The 17,277-nt window shown below is 36.9% G+C and carries 20 protein-coding genes, 1 pseudogene and 1 riboswitch; of the genes and pseudogenes, 10 read left to right on the top strand and 11 right to left on the bottom strand.

Going from position 1 to position 17,277, the window contains the following annotated elements; translation table 11 throughout:
• Window positions 1-69: 69 nt before the first annotated feature.
• Window positions 70-797 (bottom strand): annotated as a pseudogene (locus DN410_RS28660) (collagen-like protein).
• Between the two features lie 127 nt (window positions 798-924).
• Here DN410_RS28660 and DN410_RS28885 point away from each other — a divergent pair.
• The 3 genes from DN410_RS28885 (at window position 925) to DN410_RS27370 (ending at window position 2,949) form a co-directional block, all read left to right on the top strand.
• Window positions 925-1,053 (top strand): hypothetical protein, encoded by a 129-nt coding sequence (locus tag DN410_RS28885; protein ID WP_255446900.1) that lies wholly within the window; start codon window positions 925-927, stop codon window positions 1,051-1,053.
• Window positions 1,054-1,415: 362 nt separating this feature from the next.
• Complete coding sequence (locus DN410_RS27375; RefSeq protein WP_000289561.1) at window positions 1,416-1,739, top strand: iron-sulfur cluster biosynthesis family protein; 324 nt, start codon at window positions 1,416-1,418, stop codon at window positions 1,737-1,739.
• A gap of 304 nt (window positions 1,740-2,043) precedes the next feature.
• On the top strand, window positions 2,044-2,949 hold the full coding sequence (locus DN410_RS27370; protein WP_149178807.1) for a DMT family transporter: 906 nt from the start codon (window positions 2,044-2,046) through the stop codon (window positions 2,947-2,949).
• Between the two features lie 28 nt (window positions 2,950-2,977).
• Here DN410_RS27370 and DN410_RS27365 read toward each other — a convergent pair whose 3' ends face one another.
• The gene (locus tag DN410_RS27365; RefSeq protein WP_000639048.1) at window positions 2,978-3,199 is read right to left on the bottom strand and encodes a hypothetical protein; all 222 of its coding nucleotides are present in this window, start codon (window positions 3,197-3,199) and stop codon (window positions 2,978-2,980) included.
• Between the two features lie 283 nt (window positions 3,200-3,482).
• Between DN410_RS27365 and DN410_RS27360 the strand changes: the two genes are divergently transcribed.
• Window positions 3,483-3,866 carry an ATP synthase subunit I gene (locus DN410_RS27360; RefSeq protein WP_149178806.1) on the top strand — a complete coding sequence of 128 codons (384 nt, stop codon included), beginning with the start codon at window positions 3,483-3,485 and terminating at the stop codon, window positions 3,864-3,866.
• Between the two features lie 138 nt (window positions 3,867-4,004).
• Here the strand turns inward: DN410_RS27360 and DN410_RS27355 are convergent, their stop codons facing one another.
• The gene (locus DN410_RS27355) at window positions 4,005-4,202 is read right to left on the bottom strand and encodes a hypothetical protein (protein WP_149178805.1); all 198 of its coding nucleotides are present in this window, start codon (window positions 4,200-4,202) and stop codon (window positions 4,005-4,007) included.
• Window positions 4,203-4,493: 291 nt separating this feature from the next.
• Window positions 4,494-6,080, bottom strand: coding sequence for a phosphoenolpyruvate carboxykinase (ATP) (gene pckA, locus DN410_RS27350; protein WP_149178804.1), 1,587 nt, complete (start codon window positions 6,078-6,080; stop codon window positions 4,494-4,496).
• A 228-nt stretch (window positions 6,081-6,308) separates the two neighbouring features.
• Window positions 6,309-6,430, top strand: a riboswitch (SAM riboswitch).
• Between the two features lie 169 nt (window positions 6,431-6,599).
• Here pckA and metK point away from each other — a divergent pair.
• Window positions 6,600-7,799 (top strand): methionine adenosyltransferase, encoded by a 1,200-nt coding sequence (metK, locus tag DN410_RS27345; RefSeq protein ID WP_149178803.1) that lies wholly within the window; start codon window positions 6,600-6,602, stop codon window positions 7,797-7,799.
• A gap of 175 nt (window positions 7,800-7,974) precedes the next feature.
• On the opposite strand, the gene DN410_RS27340 is transcribed toward metK, so the two are convergent.
• Entirely contained in the window at window positions 7,975-8,154 is a 180-nt protein-coding gene (locus DN410_RS27340; protein WP_000424805.1) for a hypothetical protein, read from the bottom strand.
• A 253-nt stretch (window positions 8,155-8,407) separates the two neighbouring features.
• Between DN410_RS27340 and DN410_RS27335 the strand changes: the two genes are divergently transcribed.
• Window positions 8,408-8,917 (top strand): MogA/MoaB family molybdenum cofactor biosynthesis protein, encoded by a 510-nt coding sequence (locus DN410_RS27335; RefSeq protein ID WP_098269404.1) that lies wholly within the window; start codon window positions 8,408-8,410, stop codon window positions 8,915-8,917.
• Window positions 8,914-9,516, top strand: coding sequence for a molybdenum cofactor guanylyltransferase (locus tag DN410_RS27330; protein WP_149178802.1), 603 nt, complete (start codon window positions 8,914-8,916; stop codon window positions 9,514-9,516). The genes DN410_RS27335 and DN410_RS27330 overlap by 4 nt, the downstream gene beginning before the upstream one ends.
• 282 nt (window positions 9,517-9,798) lie before the next feature.
• Here DN410_RS27330 and DN410_RS27325 read toward each other — a convergent pair whose 3' ends face one another.
• The 3 genes from DN410_RS27325 to DN410_RS27315 all read right to left on the bottom strand — a co-directional run bounded on the left by DN410_RS27325 (window position 9,799) and on the right by DN410_RS27315 (window position 12,142).
• Window positions 9,799-10,941 (bottom strand): glycosyltransferase family 4 protein, encoded by a 1,143-nt coding sequence (locus tag DN410_RS27325; RefSeq protein WP_149178801.1) that lies wholly within the window; start codon window positions 10,939-10,941, stop codon window positions 9,799-9,801.
• A 12-nt stretch (window positions 10,942-10,953) separates the two neighbouring features.
• Window positions 10,954-11,487: a phosphatase PAP2 family protein gene (locus DN410_RS27320; protein ID WP_149178800.1), complete on the bottom strand. Its 534-nt coding sequence runs from the start codon at window positions 11,485-11,487 to the stop codon at window positions 10,954-10,956.
• A gap of 142 nt (window positions 11,488-11,629) precedes the next feature.
• Entirely contained in the window at window positions 11,630-12,142 is a 513-nt protein-coding gene (locus DN410_RS27315) for a gamma carbonic anhydrase (protein ID WP_088232299.1), read from the bottom strand.
• 74 nt (window positions 12,143-12,216) lie between these two features.
• Here DN410_RS27315 and DN410_RS27310 point away from each other — a divergent pair, with 74 nt between their 5' ends.
• Genes DN410_RS27310 through DN410_RS27300 form a run of 3 tightly spaced genes read left to right on the top strand, consistent with a single transcriptional unit; the run spans window position 12,217 to window position 14,394 of the window.
• Entirely contained in the window at window positions 12,217-13,020 is an 804-nt protein-coding gene (locus DN410_RS27310) for an alpha/beta hydrolase (protein WP_149178799.1), read from the top strand.
• 37 nt (window positions 13,021-13,057) lie between these two features.
• Window positions 13,058-14,122 carry a tetraprenyl-beta-curcumene synthase family protein gene (locus DN410_RS27305; protein WP_140417465.1) on the top strand — a complete coding sequence of 355 codons (1,065 nt, stop codon included), beginning with the start codon at window positions 13,058-13,060 and terminating at the stop codon, window positions 14,120-14,122.
• Window positions 14,123-14,181: 59 nt separating this feature from the next.
• Window positions 14,182-14,394: a hypothetical protein gene (locus DN410_RS27300; RefSeq protein WP_149178798.1), complete on the top strand. Its 213-nt coding sequence runs from the start codon at window positions 14,182-14,184 to the stop codon at window positions 14,392-14,394.
• Window positions 14,395-14,430: 36 nt separating this feature from the next.
• Here DN410_RS27300 and DN410_RS27295 read toward each other — a convergent pair whose 3' ends face one another.
• From DN410_RS27295 to DN410_RS27285, 3 genes are all read right to left on the bottom strand, one after another.
• Entirely contained in the window at window positions 14,431-15,732 is a 1,302-nt protein-coding gene (locus tag DN410_RS27295; RefSeq protein WP_149178797.1) for a PepSY-associated TM helix domain-containing protein, read from the bottom strand.
• Window positions 15,733-15,886: 154 nt separating this feature from the next.
• Window positions 15,887-16,561, bottom strand: coding sequence for an aspartate/glutamate racemase family protein (locus DN410_RS27290; protein ID WP_149178796.1), 675 nt, complete (start codon window positions 16,559-16,561; stop codon window positions 15,887-15,889).
• A gap of 24 nt (window positions 16,562-16,585) precedes the next feature.
• Window positions 16,586-17,266 (bottom strand): ABC transporter permease, encoded by a 681-nt coding sequence (locus DN410_RS27285; RefSeq protein WP_149178795.1) that lies wholly within the window; start codon window positions 17,264-17,266, stop codon window positions 16,586-16,588.
• Window positions 17,267-17,277: the final 11 nt, after the last annotated feature.

Here is a 17,277-nt window from a genome sequence, read left to right as displayed (position 1 = left end):
TTTACAAAGGGTACAGATTAATTTGAGAGTGATCTCTTTTTTGTTAAATAAATTACTTTAAAGAGGGAACTAAATATTAGTGATTAGAAAAACAGAATATACAGCACTGGCAGTAATTCCAGGGGTAATATAAAGGGATATAGCGTCTCCCCTCGAAACGGGGTTTCCAGCTGTAATGCTAGTCCAGGTTACAGTAGCTGGACCTACTGCTGGAGTAGGATTAAATACTTGAATTTGTCCCGATCCAGTATCCGTCGGTTTAATTGAAAATACCATAGTTCCAGTAATTTTGTCAGTAGTAGTTAAGGTAATAGTAGATAGAATGTAACTAGAGATAGGGGCAGTGAGGTTTGTGGGGACATCCCTGCAAATATCAATCGTATAAACAGCAGCAGGTAAGTTATTTACATTTATTGACGCAGTAAAGCCAACTATACTACCGGATCCAGCAGTGACATATGGAATAACATTAGAGTCAATTCCAGGAGAGCCCGCTATACGTTGAAAACCAGTATTTGTTCCTTGAAAAACAATACTTTTGGCGGAAGCACTACCCGCAGAGCCAGTGGGTCCAGTGCTCCCAGTGGGTCCATTGCTCCCAGAAGGTCCGGTGATGCCAGTGGGTCCATTGCTCCCAGTGGTCCAGTGCTCCCAGAAGGCCCAGTGCTCCCAGTGGGTCCATTGCTCCCAGAAGGTCCGGTGATGCCAGTGGGTCCAGTGCTCCCAGTGGGTCCATTGCTCCCAGAAGGCCCAGTGCTCCCAGTGGGTCCAGTGCTCCCAGAAGGTCCACTTTCCACTAATACGATATAATCTGGAGATATATTTGGAAAACCTTGAGGTGCATCTTTTTTTACAACATAGCCGCTGCCCGTATAAGTGACAACTTGTCCTTTTTTATAGTTGGGAGCGGCTGCTAGACTAAAGGTGGTAGTACTTTGTAAACCGGCACCGGAAGGTCCTGTAGCCCCTGTAGGCCCAGTTCTATTGGTAGCACCAGTACTACCAATAGAACTGCCGTTTCGTCTGCCGTCGCAACTAAAGCAATTACGTTGATACATGTACGTTCTCCTTTCTACATTTTGAAAATCTAGTTTTAAAAATGGAACTACTATATATATTAGGAATTCTATGTTTTTGTGTGGTTGATCGTATTGTGTATATAGATTTCAAAAATAGGGAGGAGAATTGAATCTTTTTAGAGGAACCATTTTTCTTGCGGAAGCAAAGTAATATTGATATCAAAATTCGCATTAAATCAATCATATATCAATTTTTCTTTCACTAAATATTTAGAGACAGAGTGTGATACAGCCCCCTTTATCACATGTGTTAGTCTTAATTTTTGTATACAATGATTTAGAAAAATAGTGGTACAATATATGAAGGATACGAGAAGAGAGGATGAAGATTAGAGTATGTACGTTACTGTAACAGAAGCAGCATATAAAAAAATTATGGATACGATTCCAAATGAAGCAAAATATATAAAGTTATTTTACGATAATGAAGGTTGCGGTTGTGTAATGAGCGGAATTATCGATTTAGTAGCTGTAGCAGAAAAAGATGAGCGCGATGTGGATATCGAATCTAGCGCAATGAATTTTATCGCAGATCGCACAAAACTTGTATTTATGGATGATAAGTTAACAGTCGATTGGCATGAAGGTGGAGGAACTTTTCAGCTGAAAAGCCCGAGCCAGTTTTATAATCCAAATATGAAGTTACATGTTCGAGTGTAGTAAAGGAAAGGTGGTTCCAAAATGTATTTTGGAACCACCTTTTTTTATTGGATAAGTCGCTGTTATTGTCATTTTTTGTTGATAAGTCGATATATTTAAAAAATCGCCGATATAATTTGAGTTGCGCTGATATATTTGGAAAATCGCTGATATAATTTGAGTTGCGCTGATATATCCGAAAAATCGCTAATATAATTTCATGTACCAAAGAAAGGGTCTCCATACAATACAAAGGTTTTTTCACATAATGAAATGTACACGTGATTGAATTTTCTGTATAATCGTATTTGCGGAGGGGATACGCATGAGAAAATGGGGAATGGAGTTATTAATTTTAAGTGTCGTTATTATTTGGGGGATTAACTTTACGATTGCGAAATATGGACTTTTAGAATTTACAGCAATTGAGTTTACTGCACTTCGGATGATATCGGCGGCACCGCTTATGTTACTTCTTGCACTTTTTATTGAAAAGTCGGTTTATATGGAGCGAAAGGATATACCTAGATTAATTATCGTTAGCGTTGTAGGTATTGTACTGTATCAAACGTTATTTATGGAAACTGTCAAATATACATCCGCTACAAATGCCTCTTTACTCATTTCTATTTCACCTATTTTTACAACTGTATTTGCGATTTTCTTAAAACAAGAAAAGTTTTCTTCTCGAAAGCTTATCGGTTCTATCATTGCCTTTTGTGGTGCAGCCTTAGTTTTAGTAGCAGGGAATTCACTTGCTAGTTCTTTTTACGGGAATGGGATTGGACTCATTACATCAATATGCTGGGGGCTTTATCCTGTTTTAGCAAGTCCATTAATTAAAAAATATTCAGCACTACGTGTTACCGCATGGTCAGCACTAGTTGGCGCGATTCCACTCTTACTTTTAAGTGGACCATACGTATTTATAATGCCATTTCACATTACACATGGAATGACACTATTTGCTTTACTATATTCTATTTTCTTTGTAACAGTGTTCGGTTTAGTTATGTGGTATGTTGGAGTTCAAAAAATTGGGGCGTCACATACGATGGTATATATGTATATAACGCCGTTTGTAGCTGTTTTATTTGCAGCAGTATGGGCAAATGAATATGTATCGTTTCAACAAATAATCGGTGGAATTATTATTTTCTTCGGTTTATGGTTTGTGAAATCCGAGAAAGTAAAAGTTCACTCTACTGTGGGAGAACCTATATCAAAATAGGAAAACAGATCACCTATGATCTGCTTTCCTATTTTTTTATTTTTGGTAAGAAGACGAGAAATAAGATAGCAGTAATAAGTGGAATTAAGTTTAAAAATGGAATACGGAAGAGTGTGATAAGAATAATACCCGGAAGAAGGACACCGAGGACAGCGTAGAAAATACTATGGTTTTTCGTGTACCAATACAATGAAAGTCCAATAAGTGCAGGGACAATGAGGTGGATGAGAGCCATTAAAAAATAAATCATTAGACGCCCCCTTTATTTGTGTACTTATTACATCATATCCGTATGTTCATAGATTGATATCACTTTTTTCATAAATGGACGAAAAATGTTTGGAAAAACGTCACAAATTATGAGAATATGATGTTTGAAATCTTGTATAATATTATTTCCTAAAAACATTCAAACAACATAAACATTGTGTTTATGTTGTTTTTTAATTTGAGTGAAATGGGTTTAAGTAGTATGGACTTGAAAGAAGTTTTTTGTTGGATAGATGAAAATTACTGAACAAGAGGAGAACAGCATGATTAGTATGTCATTAAGGTCGTTTAAAATTCAATCGTATTATCTATTAGGTATTCTTTTGCTAGGCTGGATGGTAACACCGTTTTCAGCACATTTTTTAGGTGCAGGAATTGGACTTATCGTAAGTATGTATTGTGTTTGGCTTTTAGGGAGACGAATTGAGAAGCTTGGAGATAGTATCGTAAAGAAAACGAAAGCACCGACGCTCGGTATGTTTAATCGTTTTGCCGCTGCTATTTTGGGCGCTATTATTATGTACGAAATTGAGCACCATATGGTGATGTGGGCATTTGCAGTAGGGATTATGGGCGGTTATTTCTTAATCGTTGTTAATTTAGGATACTATAGTATGAAAGATGAGAAAGAATTAACGAAGAACTAAAAAGGTAAAAAGATAAAAAGATAAAAAGATAAAAAGCCTCTGTTTAGATGGAATAGAGGATCCAGCGATGGGGAGTATAACAGGAAGCGTAACGTTGCATAAAATACAGGTTTCAGCTTCCAATAAGTTAACATGAAATCACGGATTAGTAGGACTCTTAGGTTCTTTAAAAAGGTTGGATATAATACAACAAACTATTCCGGTAATTAGAATAATATATTTTATTGTTTCACTTGTATGCTCAAATAAATTAATGTTAAGCATTACAAGTCCCCAAAACATTTGGATCGCTCCATAACTGAATAAAATTTTTCCTGTATGAGAAAAATTTTTCATATGCCTCACCCTTTCCTATATATGTAAATCATATCATAGGAAACTAAAAATAAATAACTATAAAGTGAAATTTCTGTAAATTAATAAACTAAGTCACAGATGAAGAGATCAACGTTTCATTTTATATAAGATATAGAAAGAAGCTTACGCAAAAAACGTAAGCTTCTTTTTTATGTAAGTGTGTGTAACCGCTAAGCCGCATTGGGTTTTGTCGGTGAGTACGCGAAACTTTACGGTTACACGACACTTATTCATATGAGTAAAAGGGTGATTCCAACAGAAAGTTTTAATTTAAGCGATTGGACCGCCTAAGTTAATAATGTCTTCAGAAACGCTTTCGAACTTTTTGAAGTTCTCTTTGAATTCATTTGCAAGCTCGATTGCTTTTGCTTTGTAAGCAGCTTTATCAGCCCAAGTTTGTTCAGGCATTAACACTTCGTCAGGTACACCTGGTACGTGAAGTGGAACTTCAAGACCGAAGATGTCATGTTTAGCTGTTTCAGTTTTCGCAAGTTCGCCGCTTAATGCTGCTTGAATCATTGCACGAGTGTAACCTAAGTTCATACGCTTACCAACGCCGTATTCGCCACCAGTCCAGCCAGTGTTTACTAAGAATACTTTTGCGTCATGTTTCTCGATTTTTTCACCAAGCATTTCAGCATAGCGAGATGCATCAAGTGGTAAGAATGGTGAACCGAAGCAAGTTGAGAATGTAGCTTGCGGAGATGTAACGCCGCGCTCTGTTCCTGCTAGTTTACTAGTGTAACCACTTAAGAAATGGTACATAGCTTGTTCTTTTGATAACTTACTGATTGGAGGCAATACGCCAGATGCATCAGCAGTTAAGAAGATGATTGTATTTGGATGTCCTGCAACACTTGGCAGTACGATATTGTCAATCGCATGCATAGGGTATGCAGCACGTGTATTTTCTGTTAAAGTAGTATCGTTGTAGTCTGCGATACGAGTTTGGTTATTAATGATAACGTTTTCTAAAACAGATCCAAATTTGATTGCATCGAAAATTTGTGGCTCTTTCTCGTGAGAAAGGTTTACACATTTCGCATAGCAACCGCCTTCAATATTGAATACACCGTTATCAGACCATCCATGCTCGTCGTCACCGATTAATTTACGGTTTGGATCAGCAGACAATGTTGTTTTACCTGTTCCAGATAATCCGAAGAATAGTGCCACGTCGCCTTCTTCACCTACGTTTGCAGAGCAATGCATAGAAAGGATATCTTGTTCAGGTAGTAAGAAGTTCATAATAGAGAAAATTGATTTTTTCATTTCTCCAGCGTATTCTGTACCACCGATCAGTACGATACGTTTTTCGAATGAAACCATAATGAATGCTTCAGAATTTGTGCCGTCAATTGCTGGGTCTGCTTTGAAGTTCGGTGCAGAAACAATTGTGAACTCTGATTCATGAGTCGTTAATTCCTCTTCAGTTGGACGAATAAATAATTGGTGTACGAATAAATTATGCCATGCGTATTCGTTAACAACTTGAATTGGTAGGCGATAGTTGCGATCAGCGCCTGCAAATCCTTTGAAGATGAATAACTCTTCTTTTTCTTTTAAGTACTCTAAAACTTTCGTATATAATTTATTAAAATGTTCTTCAGAAATCGGTTGGTTCACAGCTCCCCAAGCAATTTTGTCAGCAACCGATGCTTCTTTCACAATAAATTTATCTTTAGGAGAACGTCCTGTATATTTTCCTGTTGAAGCAGAAACGGCACCAGTCGAAGTTAATTTCCCTTCATTTCGCATTAATACTTTTTCCACTAATTGCGGAACACTTAGTTGAATCTGTGCATTGCTTCCGTTCAATAATTCGTGTAAACCAATTTGGACATTCACAGTACTCATATTTATATACCATCCTTTTCATTTAATGAAATATTTCTCGTAATCCCCATCAAGAGTATAACACAATTATATAAATAATGTATACTATTTCTTTATTTTTGTTTGTGTGAATGTATTAATTCCTTATTAATATTCCATTCTTTCTGTATTGAGAAAAACTTTCAGGAAAATGTGAATATTAATTGACAAATGAATATCATTTCTTTAGTATAGGTTGGGACGGATACTCTCTTATCCCGAGCTGGCGGAGGGACAGGCCCGATGAAGCCCAGCAACCTCATCTGTATTGGTAAATACAGGTGAATAGGTGCTAAAACCTGTGCGAGGCTACAGGTCTCGAACGATAAGAGCGAAGGGCAAAAAGCAGTATGCAAGTAGCAAATTAAACCTTTCCTCTATGTAAAGTGGGAAAGGTTTTTCTGTATGCTTGTGTGGGAGAATAAATGTATGTCGCAGTTTGTGGCAAATTAAGGATGAGTTCCGTACAATATATACAATTACTGTAGGGAGGTTTACCACATGACAAAAAAACGTCATCTGTTCACATCTGAGTCTGTAACTGAAGGACATCCAGATAAAATTTGTGACCAAATTTCTGATTCAATTTTAGATGCGATCTTATCAAAAGACGCAAATGCACGTGTAGCTTGTGAAACAACTGTAACAACTGGTTTAGTATTGGTAGCGGGGGAAATTACGACTTCTACTTACGTAGACATTCCGAAAATCGTTCGTGAAACAATTCAAGGCATTGGTTACACTCGTGCAAAATACGGATTCGATGCAGAAACTTGTGCAGTTTTAACATCTATCGATGAGCAATCTGCTGACATCGCTATGGGTGTTGACCAAGCGCTAGAAGCACGCGAAGGTCAAATGACTGACGCTGAGATTGAGGCAATTGGTGCAGGAGACCAAGGTTTAATGTTTGGTTTCGCATGTAATGAAACACAAGAATTAATGCCACTTCCAATCTCGCTTGCTCACAAATTAGCTCGCCGTTTAACTGAAGTACGTAAAGATGATACATTATCATACTTACGTCCGGATGGAAAAACGCAAGTTACAGTTGAGTATGATGAAAATGGTAAACCAGTACGTGTTGATACTATCGTAATTTCTACACAACATCACCCAGATGTTACATGGGAAGAAATCGATCGCGACTTAAAAGAGCACGTAATTAAAGCTGTAGTACCAGCAGAATTAATGGATGGAGAAACGAAATTCTTCATTAACCCAACTGGCCGCTTCGTAATTGGTGGACCACAAGGTGATGCTGGTTTAACAGGACGTAAAATCATCGTTGATACTTACGGTGGATACGCTCGCCACGGTGGCGGTGCATTCTCTGGTAAAGATGCAACAAAAGTTGACCGTTCTGCAGCATATGCAGCTCGTTATGTTGCGAAAAACATCGTAGCAGCTGGTCTTGCTGAAAAAGCAGAAGTACAACTTGCATACGCAATCGGTGTAGCACAACCAGTATCAATTTCAGTTGATACATTCGGCACTGGTAAAGTATCTGAAGACGTATTAGTAGAACTAGTTCGTAACAACTTCGATCTTCGCCCAGCTGGTATTATTAAAATGCTAGACTTACGTCGCCCAATTTACAAACAAACAGCAGCTTACGGCCACTTCGGACGTACTGATGTAGATCTATCATGGGAACGTACAGACAAAGCTGTAGCTTTAAAAGAGCAAGCTGGTCTATAATATATGAAAAAAAGCTTTGCGCGGTGAGCGCAAAGCTTTTTTTATTTTAATTTACTCATTATTTGAATACATGAATAAAAAATGTACTTCTTCTAGCTCAATATACTTTTTCATACGTTTATATTTCTTTTTTGCATGATTTGCAAAGGATTGAATTCTTACGGAACATGTGAAATCAACCTTTCATTTGACGTGCTTTACCTGCGCAAAAGGCACTGCTTAGTAAAAATAGCGTTGCAAAAATAATACTTACTAATGTAGCGTATGGAATTGCTCCTTTTAGAGAAAAACCGACAGTAATGGAAGCGACGAATAAGAGGATGAATGTTGTTGTTAATTTTTTATATAGTTCCATAATAGGTAGACCTCCGATTTATTTGGTAGTGCAATTTTAAAAACTGAATTCTACTATGTAGAAAATATAAGAAAAGTTAAAGGGTAGCTAACGATGTGAAGTCTAGTGGGATAAGAAAGGATGCTTTCTATTTTCCTTTTTGTGGATTAGTATACTTATATTGTATCATGATACATCATCGGCTTCATACATAATTGTATAAAGGTATGTATGATAAAATGAAGAAAAGTCTTTAAGAAAGGAAAGATGAAAAATGAGTGTAACTGAACATAAAAAACAAGCTCCGAAAGAAGTGCGCTGCAAGATCGTTACGATTTCTGATACGCGTACGGAAGAGACAGATAAGAGCGGACAATTATTACATGAATTGTTAAAAGAAGCAGGCCATACAGTGACTTCTTATGAAATTGTAAAAGATGATAAAGAAAGTATTCAGCAAGCAGTGTTAGCTGGTTATCATAAGGAAGACGTAGATGTTGTATTAACGAATGGTGGTACTGGTATTACGAAGCGTGATGTAACGATTGAAGCAGTGTCAGTGTTATTAGATAAAGAAATTGTCGGGTTTGGTGAGCTGTTCCGTATGATTAGTTATTTAGAAGATATCGGAAGCAGCGCAATGTTAAGTAGAGCAATCGGCGGTACAATTGGGCGTAAAGTAGTCTTTTCGATGCCTGGGTCTAGCGGAGCCGTTCGTCTTGCGATGAATAAATTAATTTTACCGGAATTAGGTCATATTACATTTGAGCTGCATCGCCAATGAGTAAGTGGGCTGGAATTGTATTAGCGGGCGGTATGTCGAGTAGATTCGGTGAGCCGAAAGCATTAGCGAGCTGGCAAGGTAGTACGTTTGTTGAGCATATTTTGAAAGTGATGACAGGTGCGCTCCAAGAAGTTGTAGTCATTAGTCACTCCGATATAAAAGAGCGAGTAGAGCAACTCATACAAATTCCTGTTATAGAAGATATTCCGCATTATAAAGGAAACGGCCCACTTGCTGGAATTGTATCAGGAATGGAATATATAGAAGCAGATTGGTACACTATTATGCCTTGTGATGCGCCAAATATTTCAAATGAATGGTTTCCTATTTTATTAAAGCAAACGAGTGATGAGTATGATGCGGTTGTACCTATTATTAATGGAAGAAAACAGCCGCTACTTGCAGCATATCATAACCGTGTGAAAGAGAAGATTTACACTTTACTTCAGGAAGAGAAAAGAAGTATGGGGCAGCTTTTATCACAATGTAATGTGAAATATGTTGCCGGAGAAGATGTACAAGCAAAAGCAGAATGGTTTATAAATGTGAATACGAAAGAAGAATATACGCAGGTTCAAAAAAAACTTTCAAATGAATGAAAGGTTTTTTGATATACAGAAATTGGGGAACAATTACTGTATAAAGGTATGTGAGTAAGTTGATTTTAAGGGGAATCTCTTAAAATCATCATACAGTAAAAACACTGTATAACCATATTTTAATTTTTATGGGTTTTTATTACAAGTCTGTTTAGTTATGTGTATTTTTGTTATAATGAATATAGGAATAAGGTGATATTTCACCTTGTGTATCATTTATTTAAGTAAAGTTTACAACTGTGTAATAAACTCCCTTCGTCTAGTTGAAGGGAGTTTTTCTATTTAAGCAAGCAACTCTGATGCGGTATGCTGAAGGACTTCTTCATATTTGTTAAGTAAGCCAAGAAAAATCTCATCCCAGTTCTTTGATTTTGCAAAAGATGAAGCTGCTATTCCCATCTGCTCAAGTTTTTCTTCATTTTGCAATAAAAAATAAATGGATGATAGAAATGCGTCTTCATTTTTGGGCGGACAAAGAACTCCCGTTTTTCCATCTGTAATAATATTTTTAACCCCACCACTATTCGCACCAATGACAGGTGTACCACATGCAAGTGATTCAAGTACAACGTTCCCAAATGTTTCAGTAGCAGATGGAAATACCATTAAATCGGAAGAAGCATAGGCTGCAGCTAAATCCTCACCTTGTAAATATCCAGTAAAGGTTACATTTGTTTTCGGAACAGCTTCACGCAAATTTGTTGCTAGAGGACCATCTCCTGCGATGAGCCAATGAATGTCGTTTCGAGTATGCGCTGTTTTAACGATAAGGTTTTGCAGCGTATCAATATCTTTTTCAGGAGCAATCCGTCCAACATAGGAAAGAATATACTTCGCTGTAATATTATATTTTTTTCGGAATAGGTCTGTATTATAAGATGGATGAAAGAGTGTGCAATCTACACCACGTCCCCATATATAGAGAGTGTGAAAGCCTTTATTTTTTAATTGATGTAATGTTTCAGAGGATGGTACAAAATTTTTTTGCATATGACTATGAAACCACTTTAAATAGTTCCAAAGCATATTAGAGAGAAATTCGATTTTGTAATAACGTAAATAAGCATCGAAATCAGTATGATAAGAACCGACAACTGGGATGTTTAACTTTTTTGCATAATACAATCCACAAAGTCCCATGTTGAAAGGTGTAGCAATGTGAATCATATCAGGTTTAAAAGCAAGAAGTTCCCGCTTAATGCGCGGAGTAGGAAAAGAAAAGCGACATTCTGGATATAATATTGTTAACGGGATGCTTCTCATCTTGTTCACATTCGCTACGAAATTATCTTCAGCTGTATGCTGAGGTGCGAAAACAGAATAGGCGATTTGTTCTTTCTGAAAGTAACGTGTTAATCGTTCTAATGTTTTCGCAACCCCGTTGACTTGTGGCGTAAAAGTATCGGTAAAAATGGCGACTCTCATCATATCACTCCTTTATGTGAAAAGTGGGATGAATTGATAAAAAGAGATGATGCCAGAGCAAGTGCCGAGGCACATACCGACGAATACATCAGACGGATAGTGAAGCCCTAAATAAATGCGAGAAATACCAACGCATAATGCTAATGGTAATAGAAAAACAAATAAGGTTGGATTATAGCAAATAAATGGAATGAAGACAGAGAAAACGGCTGTTGTATGACCAGACGGGAAAGAGTGGTCTTTTAATGGATGGACTGGATATTTTGCATCCTGAATTGTTAAATAAGGACGTTTTCGCGGATACCATCTTTTTAATATTTGCACAGGGATATGGCTAATTGCTAACGAAATAGCAGTTGCGATTGCGGATTGGTGCAAAGTGTCCTTTGCGAAAATTAAAAAGAACAGTGTGAGTGTAATGGAGAAAGTAGCACCACCGATATGAGTAATATTGCTGAAAAAGATATTTAATGTCTTTTGATCAAAGTATCGGTTAATACCTTTGAAAATGTAACATTCTATTTTATATAATCCACTGACCTTCATGAAAATTCTCCTCCCTCATCTACATATATATGGAGATATTAGCTTTTATTTTAATAAGATTTTGTTGAGGGAGTAATAATGTTTTGTAAAGAAAAAGTTAGATTTTATAAAAAAAGCTGCCAGTATTATGGCAGCGGTAAAATCATTTTTGTAATGATTTATAATATTGACCTTTTTCAACATATTGTGTGCGAATTCGCTCCATGTCTTTACGGTCTTCTTCTGTTAATTCACGAACGACTTTCGCTGGGCGACCGAAAGCTAATGTGTTTGGCGGGATTTTCTTTCCTTGTGAAACGAGGCTTCCAGCACCGATAAAGGCTCCTTCGCCAATTTCAGCACCATCCAATATAATAGAGCCCATTCCAATTAAAGCATCCTTTTTTATATGGCAGCTATGTAAAATAACTTGATGACCAACTGTAACGTCATCTTCTAAAATAAGAGGATACTGTGGGCTTTGGTGGAGTGTACATTGATCTTGTACATTTACCCGGTCACCAATGATTGTTGGTGATACGTCACCTCGGATGACTGTATTAAACCAAATACTTGCTTCCTCGCCAATTGTCACATCACCTGTAATGGTTACGTAGTCAGCGATAAAAGCACTACTCGAAATTTTCGGATTTTTTTCTTTGTAAGGATATATCATGTAAAGCCTTCCTTTCCTAGAGACTAGTTTAAGTGTATCAAATTATGAAAAAGAGTGAAATGGAGGAGGTCCGTATGTGGAATTATGAGGCAGAGGAAGCGAAAGCTGTAGTCGTTATTGTGCACGGCGCTATGGAGTATCACGGACGTTACGAAGCAGTCGCGGAAATGTGGAATCATATCGGCTATCATGTCGTGATGGGGGACCTTCCGTCACATGGAACGACTTCAAGAAATAGAGGACATATTGATTCGTTTGATGAATACATAGAGGAAGTTAAATTATGGGTGAAAGAAGCAAGAAAGTACCGGTTACCCATTTTTCTATTCGGTCATAGTATGGGCGGTCTTATCGTCATTCGTATGATGCAAGAAACAAAGAGAGAGGATATAGACGGTATTGTTTTAAGTTCACCATGTTTAGGCGTATTAGCTGCACCTGCTGCGCCGCTTCGAGCGGCGTCAAAAATATTAAACGTCGTTGCTCCAAAATTGCAATTTGCAACAAATCTTACAGTGGAAATGTCAACACGTAATCATGAAGTGAGAGATGCGATGGAGAATGATTCATTGTTCTTGCGCAAAGTATCAGTACGTTGGTATAGTGAATTAATTAAGTCTATCGAGATTGCTCATAAAAAAATAGGCGATTTTCCAGACGTTCCACTCTTGCTAATGCAAGCATGTGAGGATAAACTTGTAGATAAAACACGTGTCCGTACTTGGTTTGATAATGTTAAAATAAGTGATAAGGCTTTTAAAGAATGGCCGAATTGTTATCATGAGTTATTAAATGAGTATGAGCGTGATGAAATTTTGAATTATATTCAGTCATTTACTGAAATACGCATCAATAACATAATAGAAACAAATAAGTAAATTATTTGTACATTGAATAGAGGAGATGAAGGAAGAAGTGAACGTACCGAGTAATCCCATAACGCTCATGGCGAAAGTATACCGTGATGTGTTTCCGGTTGTACACCATGAGCTAGCGATGTGGAAAGAGCGTGCCTACCATATTCCGAATGATGAGCTTCATAGTCAGGCAATCGCAAGTATTGAGCATAAAACGTTTCATTGCGAAGGCGGTGGCATTTTAGCGCTATTAGCGAATGAACACCGAGAGGAATGTATTCGTTTTATCGTCGCATATCAAACGATTAGTGACTACTTAGATAATTTATGTGATCGCAGTACATCACTTGATCCAAATGATTTTGCCGCGTTGCATGAATCGATGTTAATGGCATTATCACCTGAAGTAGAAGGTGGCGGTAATTATTATCGTTATCGTGATGATCAAGATGATGGTGGTTATTTAGATGAACTTGTTGAAACGTGCCAAGATGTTTTAAAGAAAACAAAGCACTATGACAAAATTGCTCCTGTTCTTCATGAACTTGCTTGTTATTATTGTGATTTGCAAATTCATAAACACGTGAAGTTAGAAGAAAGAGAACCACGCTTACAAACATGGTTTGAAGCACATAAAGAAAACTTACCCGAGATGAGTTGGTTTGAATTTTCAGCATGTGCCGGTTCTACGCTTGGAATCTTCTGTCTTGTAGCATATGCATTTCATGATGAATTACATGATGAAGATATTGCGAAAATTAGACAAGGGTACTTCCCTTACGTACAAGGACTTCACATTTTACTTGATTATTTCATTGATCAAGAAGAAGACCGCGCCGGCGGGGATTTGAATTTCTGTAGTTATTATGAAAACGAGCAAGCTATATTAGATCGTATGAAACATTTTGTAGAAGAAGCAGAGAAGAGCATTGGTGATTTGCCTCATGCGAAGTTTCATCGTCTTATAAGCCGAGGGTTACTTGGTATTTATTTATCAGACCAAAAAGTATCAGCACAAAAGAATATGCACAAAATGGCACGGCGCATTGTAAAATATGGAGGCCTCACTTCACGATTCTTCTATTGGAACGGGAAGATGTACCGAAAGAAAATGGCGCAGTGATAAAGAAAACCACTCTTATAGAGTGGTTTTTGTTGTAATATGGTAAAGGGGTATTGGAAATGAAGCGTGTGTTTCAAAAGCTATATGACCATATTGAAGTAACATTACTCGTGCTACTTTCCATTTCATTTGTAACTGGAATGTATATGATAGTGAATAAAGCCGGCGGTCCTACAACGATGGATTATGTAGCGCAAGTTATCATTGCATTGATTATTATAGTAGATATTGTCTTTTTAATAAGTGGTAGAAAAAAAGAAAATAGTAAATAAAAAGCATTTGTACATGGGAGTACAAATGCTTTTTCATTATGATCGTATTTTTGAAAAAATATATATAGGAAGTTCAATCGCAAAAATAACTAAAACAGACAGTCCAAATAAAGGCATGACAGCGCCTAGTATAACCATCATGATAAAGAAAACGAGTACACTTTTCTTATCTCTTTGCTTTGGCGGTGCTGCTACTTTTCCTTTCGGTTTTCTTGCTAACCACATTTTTATTCCGTAATAAATGAGAAGTAATAAAGATAATGTCGTTAGTAAGCATAATATTTTATTTGGCCATCCGAATAAATGACCTTCGTGAAGCGGGATACCGTAAGTGAACCATTGCGCAAATAAGCCATAATCACGATAGTCCGTTTTCGAAATGAGTTCTCCGCTATATTGATTAAAGTAAGCTGTTATTTCTTCATTTGGTGCGACGTGCATACCTGTAATACCAGAACCGCTCGATTTCGAAACAGTAAATACACCTTTCGGATCAGCTGGTAGTGAAATAACATATGGTTTCTTTATTTTAATTCCTTTTTGTAATTCATCGACAGAAATTGCTTTTGGTTCATTAGAATTCGATTCAGGAGGAGCTTCTTTTCTAGTTGCCCACGGCAATTCTTTTACCTTTGATTCAGGCGGTGCCATATACAACTTTGGATATCCGATTGATTCATTCGACGCTGCAATTTTATAAATTTGGTTGCCCATAAATCCTGACCACGGCAATCCGGATGCGACTAGCAGAACGAGAGGAATTGTAAATATAATACCGATAATAGAATGACGTCGTTTTGCTTTTTCTCGCTTATTGGATGCCGGTGTGTTTTTGAATTGGCGTATACTCATGTACAACCCAGTTACAATTAAGAAGATTGTCCAACATGCCGCAAGTTCTACAATATAGTTAACGACAGTGCCACCAACTAAAAGAGAACTATGTAATTCCCTCATTATATTGGCAAATGTTTCACTTGCGTTTTGATCCCCAACAATTTGATTATTGCTATCTAAATATACATACTTTTGTTGTCCAGTATACTCATTTGCAATGGTAAGTCTCGTATTATAATCCCCATTAAACTCACTAATTTTTGCCACGCTATAATGTGGATATTTTTTCTCTGTTAAGGAAATAGAATCAGCCATCGAAATAGATTCTGTCTGGGCGCTCTTCCCAAAATATAAATCTTTATAGATGAAATCTTCAACCTCTTCCCGAAATAAATACCCAATTCCGCTCAGTGACAACGTAATAAGAAGCGGCGTAATAAAAAGCCCAGCATAAAAATGCCAACGCCAAAAAATGTAATGAAGCGAACGATTTCCTTTCATACTCTCAGTTCCCCTAACCTTCCCTATATGAATAACTACTTATTTAATATAGCGAGATTAAGTGTGATTACTTTGAAAGAATTGTGAAGAAAGTTAAAAGTTTTGGTGATTTTTATTAAACAAAAAATACATTTCAAAAGGATGTTTTCTATGTTTATGAAGATTTCTTTGTATTTGATACATACATCCTAACAACCGCTTTCGCAAGACATTGAGAGGAATCAACAAAATCCTCACTCGCCACCACATTCAAATCAGTACATGCGATAATTGCCGTATCAACTTCCTCTCTCAATTGTAAAACGAGCGCATTCCACAATTCGTGAGCTTTTTCAACCTCTCCAGATTTAATACAAGTAATAATTTGATTAATCATTTCCTGCCATGTTTCATGATGAATGTATTCTATATTCCGCTTTGTAATCCCATCTTGATAAATACTAGCTTGAACAGTTGCTTCTGTTGCGAGAAGAGCGACTCTTTTTGTATTTTCAGGAATTGCTTGTAACGTTTCATCGACTATATTTAAAATTGGAATAGAAAGAGATTGCTGTAATTCTTCAAAATAAAGATGCGCTGTATTGCACGGCATAGCAATAAAGTCTACACCAGTACTTTCAAGTTTTTGTGCTCCTTCAATAATCGCTTTTTTCATCGATTCGTGATCAATAGGGCGATCCATGTAAAACGGTGTTGGACACGAATAGATCATCATATGAGGAAAGTCCATATCATGCTTTGCTCCGTATATTGTTTGGCACCCTGCTACAACTGTATCGACGAATGGTCCAGTTGATTTTGGCCCCATTCCCGCTAGTATTCCGATCATTGTTTCGTCTCCTTTAATATGTAATTAAAAACGTTTTTTGCGAACGATAAAAAGAAATAAGGTAAATAATAAAAATGAATATACGATAGTCCAAGCTGTGAGCCATAGCGTGTGAGCCAGTATATTATATTTGTATTGCCCAAGCATTAGAAAGCTTTCGACAGGTGGTAAAAACCATAGTAACTCTTTTTTAAACCGGATAGATGCAATCGTTATAAGCAATATAAATGTAAGGCTAAGCCAAGCAGTGCCTGCTTTTTGAATCATATTTCTAGTAAATAATGTTGCGATTGAAATTCCTAGTATAGAGAAAGACATGTGAGCGAGAAATCCGACTAGAAATAAAGAAACTGTCATTTTTTCATTAAACATTTGCAAAATAATGGGGTAAATTACGGATATAAAAGATAACACAGTACAAATGAGAAGAGCCGTAATATATTTACCAACATATAGTGCGGAAATATTATTTGTATGTGAAATAGTAATTTGTTCTTGTACAGGGTCTTCTGTATGGAAAAGTGTGACCGTAATCCAGGCGGATAATAAATAAAGTGCGAGTGCTGTTTCTAAGTATGTCGGTACAATAGGAGTTGGTTTATATGTATATACAAAAAGTAAGCTCACAAAGTACATCGCAATAGGAGGGATATACTTATACGATTTTGTATAGTCGAGAAAATGGTAACGAATAAGCGCGAACATAATAAACCTTC

Source organism: Bacillus sp. SH5-2 (assembly GCF_008368905.1).
Lineage (GTDB): Bacteria > Bacillota > Bacilli > Bacillales > Bacillaceae_G > Bacillus_A > Bacillus_A luti.
Note: the sequence above shows the minus strand (reverse complement) of the source record. Positions and strands in the feature narration are given on the sequence as shown.

What these genes read in the sequence shown, in the direction of transcription:
- DN410_RS27355 (WP_149178805.1), bottom strand. Translation starts at nt 4,202, where the DNA reads ATGAAAAATTTTTCTCATACAGGAAAAATTTTATTCAGTTATGGAGCG.
- DN410_RS27300 (WP_149178798.1), top strand. Translation starts at nt 14,182, where the DNA reads ATGAAGCGTGTGTTTCAAAAGCTATATGACCATATTGAAGTAACATTA.
- DN410_RS27370 (WP_149178807.1), top strand. Translation starts at nt 2,044, where the DNA reads ATGAGAAAATGGGGAATGGAGTTATTAATTTTAAGTGTCGTTATTATT.
- DN410_RS27325 (WP_149178801.1), bottom strand. Translation starts at nt 10,941, where the DNA reads ATGAGAGTCGCCATTTTTACCGATACTTTTACGCCACAAGTCAACGGG.
- DN410_RS27365 (WP_000639048.1), bottom strand. Translation starts at nt 3,199, where the DNA reads ATGATTTATTTTTTAATGGCTCTCATCCACCTCATTGTCCCTGCACTT.
- DN410_RS27335 (WP_098269404.1), top strand. Translation starts at nt 8,408, where the DNA reads ATGAGTGTAACTGAACATAAAAAACAAGCTCCGAAAGAAGTGCGCTGC.
- DN410_RS27310 (WP_149178799.1), top strand. Translation starts at nt 12,217, where the DNA reads ATGTGGAATTATGAGGCAGAGGAAGCGAAAGCTGTAGTCGTTATTGTG.
- DN410_RS27330 (WP_149178802.1), top strand. Translation starts at nt 8,914, where the DNA reads ATGAGTAAGTGGGCTGGAATTGTATTAGCGGGCGGTATGTCGAGTAGA.
- DN410_RS27375 (WP_000289561.1), top strand. Translation starts at nt 1,416, where the DNA reads ATGTACGTTACTGTAACAGAAGCAGCATATAAAAAAATTATGGATACG.
- DN410_RS27360 (WP_149178806.1), top strand. Translation starts at nt 3,483, where the DNA reads ATGATTAGTATGTCATTAAGGTCGTTTAAAATTCAATCGTATTATCTA.
- DN410_RS27290 (WP_149178796.1), bottom strand. Translation starts at nt 16,561, where the DNA reads ATGATCGGAATACTAGCGGGAATGGGGCCAAAATCAACTGGACCATTC.
- metK (WP_149178803.1), top strand. Translation starts at nt 6,600, where the DNA reads ATGACAAAAAAACGTCATCTGTTCACATCTGAGTCTGTAACTGAAGGA.
- DN410_RS27340 (WP_000424805.1), bottom strand. Translation starts at nt 8,154, where the DNA reads ATGGAACTATATAAAAAATTAACAACAACATTCATCCTCTTATTCGTC.
- DN410_RS27285 (WP_149178795.1), bottom strand. Translation starts at nt 17,266, where the DNA reads ATGTTCGCGCTTATTCGTTACCATTTTCTCGACTATACAAAATCGTAT.
- DN410_RS27320 (WP_149178800.1), bottom strand. Translation starts at nt 11,487, where the DNA reads ATGAAGGTCAGTGGATTATATAAAATAGAATGTTACATTTTCAAAGGT.
- DN410_RS27315 (WP_088232299.1), bottom strand. Translation starts at nt 12,142, where the DNA reads ATGATATATCCTTACAAAGAAAAAAATCCGAAAATTTCGAGTAGTGCT.
- DN410_RS27295 (WP_149178797.1), bottom strand. Translation starts at nt 15,732, where the DNA reads ATGAAAGGAAATCGTTCGCTTCATTACATTTTTTGGCGTTGGCATTTT.
- pckA (WP_149178804.1), bottom strand. Translation starts at nt 6,080, where the DNA reads ATGAGTACTGTGAATGTCCAAATTGGTTTACACGAATTATTGAACGGA.